Genomic DNA, 9,619 nt, shown 5'->3' on the forward strand with positions numbered 1-9,619 from the left:
TATACATCAAGCAGAAACGCTTGCCGTTAACTACCTAAGTAAATATCACTCGAAGGAGTACCGTTATGTCGTTACGCATTAATGATATCGTTCCAAATTTAGAACTTGAAACAGATCAAGGAACATTCAAATTACACGATTGGATTGGCGATAGTTGGGCTATTTTATTTAGCCACCCTAAAGACTTCACTCCAGTTTGCACGACTGAATTTGGTGCCGTTTCTCGACTTTCTGCAGAATGGGAAAAACGAGGAACAAAAGTTATTGGCCTATCTGTTGATGGCGTTGCAGAGCACAAACAATGGAAAAAAGACATTGAATCGTTCTCAGGCGCTAAAGCTGGATTCCCTATTATTGCCGATGAATCTCTAGAAGTATCGAAAGCTCTGGATATGTTACCTGCCGATGCTTATTTACCTGATGGCCGTACCGCAGCCAACTCTGCGAGTGTTCGCGTTGTGTTCATTATCAGTCCAGATAAAAAATTACAGTTATCAATGACCTATCCAATGTCTGTCGGCCGAAACTTTGCCGAAGTATTGCGCGCGCTCGACGCCTTGCAAGCCAGCTATGGTGTACCAATTGCAACACCAGCAAACTGGGTCGTTGGTGAAGACGTCATTGTCGCTTTGTCCTTAAACGACGAACAAGCGAAAGAAAAATTTGGTGAGATTAACACTGTTTTACCTTACCTACGTATGGCTAAAATGCCTTCTTAACTTAGTCATAATAGATCTCTACCAAAAAGCCAGATCAGTATGTTGATCTGGCTTTTTTGTTTACTCTACTAACAAAGCGTCACCACAATGTTTTCTATCGTGATGATGTTTTAGTCACTCAACTGGAATGATACTGGTAAGGTGATTTTCAAAGACTTCTCAGTCATGTCATCAGAAAATCTAGGCAAAGGGACTGCTCGTTTCAGCATATCCAAAACAGCCTTATCTAAACGCTGATGCCCCGAACTTTTAATAATTTTCGCATCAGACACCTCACCATTCGCATAAGCCATAAACGATAAAGTAACAACACCCTCTTCGTTTCGACGACGAGAGGCCCGTGGGTATCGTTTACTTTGTGCCAGCGCAGAAGTCAGCAAGGTAAAGTACTTAGCTTTTGCGCCCGCATGACCACCAGTCGTAGCCGCATGGGCCTGACCCGTCGTAGCCTTTTGATTTGCTTTGGAAACTGGTCCCTTATTTATTGGCTTAGCATCCGCTATTTGTGTGTCTTTTTGCGTTATTTTCACGTCAGTAGACTTGAGGGGCGCATCCTGCTTCTTCTTTGGCTTTGGCTTCACTTTAGGTTCTGGTTTTGGCTCTACTTTTGGCATCACAATGGGTGAAGTTTGTTTTACAACCACTGGTGGCTTAGGTTTAATCACAAGCTCTGGCTTTTCTACAATGTCTGGCTTCGGTTCTTTTATTGCCTCCGTTTTTTCTTCTATTTCTTCAGACGCCTGTTCTTCTACAATATCTGGAACTTCTTGTTCTGGCACCGACTTTGGCTCTTCTATCGGCTCTACGTTAGTTTTGGGTGCCTCTTGCTGAGCTACCGTTGTTTGCGCAGCGGCCCCCATATCTCCAATCATGCCAAGATCAAATTGAATGCCCTGATCGCCCGGCGCCTTACTGCCTTCCAAAGGTTTGTAAAAGACCGTATAAAAAACAATACCATGTATAAAAATAGCCACGCTACCTGCGATCAACCAATGGCGCTTAGACATCATTTCGGCTCTCTTTGTAACTGAGTGGCTAAGCTAACTTTGGTTAATCCTGATGCACGAATTTCGCTAAATATTGGGCGCAATATCTCTACCGGAACAAGGCCATCTGCTTTAATTTGAACCCAAAATTTTTCTTTGTCTTGTGTCTGTTTAAACTGACTTTCTAAGGCAGGCTTTATCGCCTCAAGTGTGACCAATTTATCGTTTAAATAAATCTGTTTATTTCCTCCTACAACAATCAAGACGTTCGGATCTGTCACCGCCTTGTGGTCGTTAATGGAGCTGGGTGGAATTACTGGAATAGGATCAGCTTTACGAATTTGCCCTGCTACCATAAAAAAGACCAACATTAAAAACACAACATTGATCAGTGGCACCATAGCATCGTCATCGGTTTTATTTTTGACCGCGAATTTATCCGCTATTTTCATTTGTCGTCCTTACTCGAAAACGCGTTTGCAATAGACACGGTTTTCGCACCACTTTCCTTGAGACGATCCGCTAAATTCATCAAAGTTTGTAGATTCACGCCATTTTCTGCATTCACAGAAAAGGCACTATTTTCATGATCTATAACCAATTTTTTAAACCAACTAGTATCTGACAAAGAATAGCTGACGCCATCTACCCATACCATTTGGTCGTTCTGTTTTAACGTTAACACAACAAGATCATTCTCCTTAAGGGGTGCGGTTTTATCAGAAGGAACCGCTAAAGGAGCATCCACCGTACGCCAAGGTACAAAACTAGACGTCAGCATAAAAAACAACAGCAAAATAAAAACAACATCAATTAGGGGTGTCAGACTAATCGCGGTCTTGCGCTTCGGCTGGCTTAAATTAAGCGGCATGTAAAACCTCTTTCGCCGCCTTAGTGACCAAACGTTCCGCCTCTTCGCAGGTAAATACCTGAGTGACAGCATCATTGATCAGATTAGAAATACGCTCAACCTTACGCTCTAACCAGCTGTGCATCGTTACGACAGGGATCGCCACCGCCAAACCAACTGCAGTGGTTAACAAAGCCTGCCAAATGCCCCCAGACAAGACCGATGGATCAACCTGATTACCTGCGCCTTCCATTTGTTGAAACGCCGTAATCATACCCAATACGGTTCCTAACAAACCAAGCAAGGGACTAAGAGAGGCGATAATTTCCAATGGACGAAGATAAGAACGCAATTGATTCAGCTTGTTCATTGCAAGCCGCTCAACCTCCTCGCGGATAAGAGCGACATCCATATTAGCGGCTTGCAAAGAGCGAATAGAAAAGCCTACTAGAAAATCAACTGGGCGTTTTTCATCAAGCAGCTCAAGCGCTTCAACGGCCTTATTGTTACGCCAAGCAATCAAAGCGATATCGACTGTATTGCGACTTTCGGCCCGAATTGAAGCAAATTGCCAAAGCTTCATCAGAACAATAGTTAAGGCGACAACAGAAAAGCCCATTAATATCCAAACTACGGGTCCACCGACCTGAAGGAAACCAATAATCTGTTGCTGTGCTGAATTATCCACGCTGAACTCCAAATAAAGGGACGATTAATCTTGCAAATGATATTCATTATCAATTATATCTGCGATACATTTCTACTGCAATAACCAAAACTTGTATAAAGCTGACTCAGAATAAACACCTTATTTATGCTTTGCCTCAAGGTTAGATACTTAATAATACAACTTGGTGAGTCACTTACCCAGATATCTGGGTGTCTCACTAATTTGATAGCGGAATATTCAAAATACGTCGCGCTTATAGGAATATTGTTTAAATTTAGGATTTAACGTCAGTTTTTCGCTAGAATTGCGCGGTTTTTACATTTTAATAATAACTGAGCAAATAATAATGATGTCGTGTCGACTAAATAACAGATCTGTTAGACAGGCTAGGATCGGTTTGATTGCGATGCTTCTGCTAACATTTGGTCCGTTAATTGGTCAATTGACTGCGCCTAAAATGTCATCTGGCATAATGATGTCTGAAATGCCAATGAGCCAGATGATGTCGAGCATGGATCATGATCATGACCATGCCAAAATGAATCATGCTTGGTTTGATCAGTGTGGTTATTGCTCACTTGCTCTTAACTTTCCCTTCTTATCTAGTTCTATTCCTGACGTTATTCGTGAGACTTTTCAGGTAACACCCGTCCTTGTCGAGTTTGTTCGCTCGGCCTTTAGAGCGAATACTCTCTTTCTTTTAGCACTACAACGCGCGCCCCCTAATCTACATGGTTAATGCCTAGTTTTTTTTAAATTTTTCAGCATATTTATGTAGGTAAACTTACAATGTCTAAAGTACAACATTGCGGTGTTTTGTGTCCGCAGAATAACACACAGCTTATGGTTGCAACGTCTTCGAAAATTGCCAAACTGCCTTTGGCATTAACCATGATAGGAGCGGCGCTTTATACCTGTAACTCGTTTGCAGATAATGACACTACGGGTAATAAAAAAACATTCAGTAATGCGATCGTGGTGACCGCCCCATCACTGGCATCCCCAATTACGACAAGTATCAACTTAAATGAAACACCTGCCCTACAGTCTGCTTCTGATGGCGCTTCTGTACTAACTCAAATTCCAGGCTTTTCAGCAATTGGGAACGGCGGCACTAATGGCGACCCAACGTTTAGAGGTATGTTTGGCTCGCGATTAGCCATTTTGACCGATGGAGCACAAATGCTCGGCGCCTGCCCTAATCGTATGGATAACCCAAGTTCGTATATAAACCCAGCCGCTTATGACGAAGTTAGTATTATTAAGGGGCCAGAAACCGTTCTTTGGGGGCCTGGTAATTCGGCAGCCACCGTACTTTTTGATCGAAAACGAGAAGACTTTTCAGAAAAAAACAGCCGCTTTGAGGCCAGCGTAATGGCTGGCACTTATGGTCGCTTTGATCGACGACTAGAAGGAGCTGTTGGTAATGAGAAAGGCTATGTCCGGCTCGCTGCAAATGAATCTGAAGCCAACGATTATAAAGATGGAGATAGTAAATCCGTTGCTTCCGCTTGGGACAAATGGAACAGTAGTGTCGCATTTGGTTGGACGCCAGATAAAGATACTTGGCTTGAACTAGAACTAGGCCGTGGTGATGGCGAAGCTAAGTACGCTGGTCGTGGTATGGATGGCACTAAGTTCTTGCATGAGACTGCTGCATTACGCTTCGAAAAGAAAAACATGTCCGAACACTGGAGTAAGCTAGAGGCGCAATTCAACTATGCCTATGCCGACCATGTAATGGACAATTATACTCTTCGTCCTCTCTACAGTAAGAAGGCTATGCGAAAAGAGCTAGATCGTCGAACTCAAAGCGGTCGCGTTGCCTCCACTTGGGACTGGGACACATTAAGCTTAATCACAGGCATTGATGCTAAACAGGAAGTTCATCGCTCAGGTATAACCGCCAACAGCGCGGGCAATGAAGATTACTCTCAGCAACAATCGGGTATTTTCTCTGAATTAACTTGGTTCCTTGATGATAGCCAGCGCCTTGTCAGTGGATTACGTTTTGATAATTACCACGCAACCGATGAAAGCAATACTACAGCGACGGCTGGTGAATCGAGAAATAAAACACTAACGAGTGGGTTCACCCGTTTAGAACGCGACCTTAGTCACATGCCGGCCACCGTTTACATAGGATTAGGTCACTCTGAGCGTTTTCCAGATTATTGGGAAATAAAACCTACTAACAGTAGTTTATCCGGTGCAGCCAATGCGTTTGCTGGTGTGCAACCAGAAAAAACCACTCAAATTGATGTGGGCTTAAATTATAAAATCAAAAATCTGAGCTGGTGGGTCTCTGCTTATACGGGGATCATTAAAGATTATATTATTTTTGATTATTCAAACTCATCAATAACCAAGGTAGATAAGGTAGGTAATGTTGATGCGATTATAGCAGGCGCAGAAGTCGGTGCACGCTATCAACTGACTCCGCATTGGAGTACCAATGCTTCTGTCGCCTATGCTTGGGGGCAAGACACAGACAACAATGACCCTTTGCCACAAATCGCACCTCTTGAAAGCAAACTAGGGCTAACCTATAAACGCGACCAGTGGACGACAAATACCATATTGCGCTTAGTTGCACCACAAAACCGCATTAATGAAGATCGTGGTAATGTTGTTGGCTACGATTTTGATCAATCTACTGGCTTTGCTACCCTTGGTTTTAATGCAGAATACCACGCAAATCAGTATCTAACATTGGCGACAGGGATAGATAACTTAACAAATACGAGCTACAGCGAGCATTTGAATAAAGCAGGGAGTGCAGCATTCGGCTATGCAGGTACTGAGGCATATAACCAACCCGGTAGAATGATTTGGGCAAGTCTCAGCGTGAAGTTCTAATATCCACAACTAAAGCATATTAACCTTTGAACTTAGTTAAAAAGCCAATGCCATCTGGATTCAGGTCGCATTGGCTTTTCATAATCTGGAAAAGATTAGATAGCCTCTTTCCCCAAAGACTCTATCTAAAGAGTAATCCGTAATATCCTATCCAATGATCTCCCTAGGCGAGTAATGCACTAAAAATAATCAGATTATATTATCTCTGTTTAGATTGCATCTAGTCCCTTTGCTTAATACCTTAGCGTTAAGGTTATGATTTGAGTTTTACAATGAAATTCAGTATTCGAGTGGCTAATTTCCCATAGGGTGGCATTAAAAGTTTGGCACTTGAGATATTCGCTTGATAGAAAACAGGCCGCATTTTTGAAAACGTAACAAAGCCTTCATAGCCATGATAATGCCCCATGCCACTGCCTCCGATGCCCCCAAAAGGTAGGTCATGCTGACCCACATGAAACAAGGCATCATTTACCGATACACCACCAGAAAGAATCTTGTCTATATAGTGACTTACTGTTGTTTTATTATGACTAAATGGATAGAAAGCTAAGGGGCGATCACGCTGTACAATGTAACGAATTACCTCATCGGCCTGCTGATAGGTTTTTACCATTAAAATAGGCCCAAACGTCTCCCGCTGGCTGATGATCATGTCGTCTGTCGCATCTAAAATTAACATCAATGGGAATTTTCGAGTCTTCGCATCAGACTCTTGCCCACTTAAATTAATAACACTCGCACCTTGTTTTTGAGCATCGTCAACGGTTTCGAGCAAACGAGCAAAGGCGGCATTATCTATAATCGAAGTGTAGTCTTTATGATGAATATCTGAGCAGTGCTTCTTAACCCATTTTTTACAGGCCGCTATAAAAGGCGCTAATTGTGTTTGATGCACAAACGTATAATCGACCGTAGTACAGATCTGCCCCGCATTAAATTGCTTAACGAACATGATCCTCTCAACTGCTTTTACTAACGGAAATTCTGGATCAATCACCGCTGGGGATTTACCCCCCAACTCTAACGTAACTGGCGTTAAGTTAGACGCACAAGCGGCCATCACTTTTCTGCCAGTCGCACCTGATCCAGTGAACATTAAGTGATCAAATGGTAACGCTGAAAAAGCAATACCCACCGCACCCGTTTCCGTGAAAAATTGCAGTTTGTCTGAGCTAAAATACTTCGGGCTCAATACTTTAAATAACTCAGACAAAGACACCGAATTTTCCGACATTTTAACCATGGCTCTATTTCCTGCGGCAAAGGCAGCAGACAACCCTGAAAAACTTAAGTTAAGTGGAAAATTCCAAGGAATAATAAATCCAACAACCCCAATACCTTGGGGAATAACTCGATTTTTAGCGCCCAAATACAAGCTGTGATCCACGCTGCGCTTTTGAACACGCATCCATTTTTTTAGATGCTTAACCGTACTGGTAATATCACTGATCACGGTGATCACTTCAGCCAACAACGTTTCATGGTATGAGCGATTGCCATAGTCTTGATTGATCGCCTCAATGATTGCTTCACGATTTTCGGTCAGTAATAGCTTCAGATTAAGCAGATGCTGTTTGCGCTCTTCATAACTTTCTTGTCCATGCACAACAAAAGACTCACGCTGCTGAGCAAGGCATTGGGCCAGTCCGTCTGTTGTGTTTTTTTCACACAATTCGGGGGTGTTAAGCACAGTCGTGTTGTTCATGAATAATGACTCTCAGCAATAAAAAATGTTATGACACCTTAAGATAGGGCTATGATAGCCCTCGGTGCAAGGCAATAAACAGCTTAACCATTATTTATCATTTATTGATTCTTAACAAAAGAGAAAAGACAATTAAACACAAGCCCAACAAAATCGACATTATCAGGCATTGTAAAGATCATGCTATTACTGCAGCTTATAGTTACTCTCTTCTGCATAGTAAATTTTAGTTCCTTAAACGAATTAATCTGGTACTGTTTAATTAACCGATTGTTTTCTAAAGGATCTTAGGTTTCCTAAGCTAAAATACGGCCATTTACTCCAAATTTTTGGATTATTACTAAAATCAAGGATTGATAAACCATGAGAAAGAACAGCCAACTGATCACCTGTTTAATCAAAGATTCTATAAAGCAAAGATAATATCGCCCCTTATTCTGTATGAGAGTGTCACAGGAGTTATGATGTCTACCACTCATCCAAAACTTATAAGAATTCTGATCGATCAAACGCCTAGAGCAATGGTTGCAATGCTGATCGTTACTGCAACGTATTTTTTGATATTTATCAAATATATACCAGCAATAGATTTAGTTGCCTGGTCTTTCCTTCAGATAATCTTAGCTGCATTACGCATGCATAATATAAAAAGCTTTGAGAAAAACTTATTATTAGAAGATGAAAAGAATATAGGAAAAGATGAATGTTTTTTTATAACTTTAAACCTATTTCAGGCTTCAACATGGACGATATCATCGATATTAGTAACAATCTACGCACCTGAGCCTTATGAATTAGTCAGCTTGTTAATGATCATAGGTATTATCACTGCGGCTACCTTATCTATGTCTTCGTTGCATAAAGCGTACTTGACTTTCTTCTTTGCTATGATAATTCCACAAATAATCATTTTGCTCTATCATGGGAAACATCAGCACCTTGCTTTAATTGCACTCATCTTGATTTATATACCGGCCACTATTTTATTATCAAAATCTATATTATACAGCCGCATATCAAGTATTAAAGCTCATGATGAATTAGAGAAAAATACTGAGAAATTTAGAAGATTATCAACCATCGACAACCTTACAGATATATATAATCGTCGATATTTTTTTGAAATATCTCAGGATATAATTCTATCCTCTTATATGGAGCGTAAGAAAGCATCACTTTTAATGATCGATGTCGATCACTTTAAAAAAGTAAATGATAACTACGGCCATCATGCTGGCGATTTTATATTAATGAGTTTAGTGAAAGAAATTGAAGCGATCATACGTAAAGAAGATATCTTTGCTCGTATTGGGGGTGAAGAGTTCGCTATCTTACTTAACCATACGTCGCTTTATGATGCGAAGTCTATCGCAGAAAAAATACGCATATCGATAGAAAATGAAATTTTTTATTATAATACCACTCAGATAAAAATAACGCTTAGTATTGGCCTATCTGACTTAAATGAAGAAAATACATTGATAGAACACTTATATAAAAAAGCAGACCAACAGCTCTATATCGCTAAAAAGAAAGGCCGGAACCGTGTATGTTACTGATAGTCTAAATAATAAATCAACATCAGTTGATTATAGAAGTAGTTCACCCTTCCAGCGACCAGATTTCCATTCTGATTTCGTCACCTCCAGTATTAAGTGTATAACCGCCTTAAGTATGGCCGTTTGAGGACGCTCCGTTGAGATCGATACACCTGAATTCAAGTCCGAAGTGCGACACTTTTCATTTCAAGCAACCAAGCATAATTCCTTGAAAATCATAGCTGGTTGCTTGAACCCTAGACACTTTCTTGGGCGATTGTTTATTCGT

At 41.1% G+C, this 9,619-nt stretch carries 9 protein-coding genes; 4 read left to right on the forward strand and 5 right to left on the reverse strand.

Annotation, left to right across the window (positions count from 1 at the left end; genetic code table 11):
• The first annotated feature begins 65 nt into the window (after positions 1-65).
• Positions 66-719, forward strand: coding sequence for a peroxiredoxin (locus E0D70_RS16900; protein WP_133013451.1), 654 nt, complete (start codon positions 66-68; stop codon positions 717-719).
• A gap of 110 nt (positions 720-829) precedes the next feature.
• Here E0D70_RS16900 and E0D70_RS16905 read toward each other — a convergent pair whose 3' ends face one another.
• Genes E0D70_RS16905 through E0D70_RS16920 form a run of 4 tightly spaced genes read right to left on the reverse strand, consistent with a single transcriptional unit; the run spans position 830 to position 3,243 of the window.
• The gene (locus tag E0D70_RS16905; RefSeq protein WP_133013452.1) at positions 830-1,729 is read right to left on the reverse strand and encodes an energy transducer TonB; all 900 of its coding nucleotides are present in this window, start codon (positions 1,727-1,729) and stop codon (positions 830-832) included.
• Complete coding sequence (locus E0D70_RS16910; protein WP_133013453.1) at positions 1,726-2,157, reverse strand: ExbD/TolR family protein; 432 nt, start codon at positions 2,155-2,157, stop codon at positions 1,726-1,728. Before E0D70_RS16910 ends, E0D70_RS16905 begins: the two co-directional genes overlap by 4 nt.
• Positions 2,154-2,576 carry an ExbD/TolR family protein gene (locus tag E0D70_RS16915; RefSeq protein WP_133013454.1) on the reverse strand — a complete coding sequence of 141 codons (423 nt, stop codon included), beginning with the start codon at positions 2,574-2,576 and terminating at the stop codon, positions 2,154-2,156. The genes E0D70_RS16910 and E0D70_RS16915 overlap by 4 nt, the downstream gene beginning before the upstream one ends.
• Positions 2,566-3,243, reverse strand: a complete 678-nt coding sequence (locus tag E0D70_RS16920; RefSeq protein WP_207923295.1) for a MotA/TolQ/ExbB proton channel family protein — start codon at positions 3,241-3,243, stop codon at positions 2,566-2,568. Before E0D70_RS16920 ends, E0D70_RS16915 begins: the two co-directional genes overlap by 11 nt.
• A gap of 379 nt (positions 3,244-3,622) precedes the next feature.
• On the opposite strand from E0D70_RS16920, the gene E0D70_RS16925 reads away from it, so the two are divergent.
• Positions 3,623-3,964, forward strand: coding sequence for a DUF2946 domain-containing protein (locus E0D70_RS16925; RefSeq protein ID WP_165942923.1), 342 nt, complete (start codon positions 3,623-3,625; stop codon positions 3,962-3,964).
• Between the two features lie 50 nt (positions 3,965-4,014).
• Entirely contained in the window at positions 4,015-6,084 is a 2,070-nt protein-coding gene (locus E0D70_RS16930) for a TonB-dependent copper receptor (RefSeq protein ID WP_133013456.1), read from the forward strand.
• 253 nt (positions 6,085-6,337) lie between these two features.
• On the opposite strand, the gene E0D70_RS16935 is transcribed toward E0D70_RS16930, so the two are convergent.
• The gene (locus E0D70_RS16935) at positions 6,338-7,792 is read right to left on the reverse strand and encodes an aldehyde dehydrogenase family protein (protein WP_133013457.1); all 1,455 of its coding nucleotides are present in this window, start codon (positions 7,790-7,792) and stop codon (positions 6,338-6,340) included.
• Between the two features lie 464 nt (positions 7,793-8,256).
• Here E0D70_RS16935 and E0D70_RS16940 point away from each other — a divergent pair, with 464 nt between their 5' ends.
• Positions 8,257-9,351, forward strand: coding sequence for a GGDEF domain-containing protein (locus tag E0D70_RS16940; protein WP_165942924.1), 1,095 nt, complete (start codon positions 8,257-8,259; stop codon positions 9,349-9,351).
• The last annotated feature ends 268 nt before the right edge of the window (positions 9,352-9,619 follow it).

Source organism: Marinomonas flavescens (assembly GCF_004352835.1).
Lineage (GTDB): Bacteria > Pseudomonadota > Gammaproteobacteria > Pseudomonadales > Marinomonadaceae > Marinomonas > Marinomonas flavescens.